Below are 222 nucleotides of genomic sequence, written 5' to 3' on the forward strand. Positions count from 1 at the left end.
AAGTATCCTCCGGCATAGCCGGAGGTTTTTCAAATGCGCCTGTAAGGCTCTCTTACCAGCAGCGCCCTAACAGGCGCATCGCAATCTGACATTTGCATTTTGGATTACTTACGGCCCGTAAACGGGCTTCCCGGATAAGGGATCGACAACTGCTCTCCCATTTTATCCGCTTCGAGCTGGTGCTTTATATATTCCTGTATCTTTTTCGTGTTCTTGCCTACC

1 pseudogene is annotated in these 222 nt (G+C 49.1%); it reads right to left on the bottom strand.

Going from position 1 to position 222, the window contains the following annotated elements:
• Positions 1–104: 104 nt before the first annotated feature.
• Positions 105–222: pseudogene (locus tag GTPT_RS16650) on the bottom strand (IS200/IS605 family transposase); the annotation flags it as partial.

The sequence above is a fragment of the Tatumella ptyseos ATCC 33301 genome (genome assembly GCF_000735525.1).
Classification (GTDB): Bacteria; Pseudomonadota; Gammaproteobacteria; order Enterobacterales; family Enterobacteriaceae; genus Tatumella; species Tatumella ptyseos.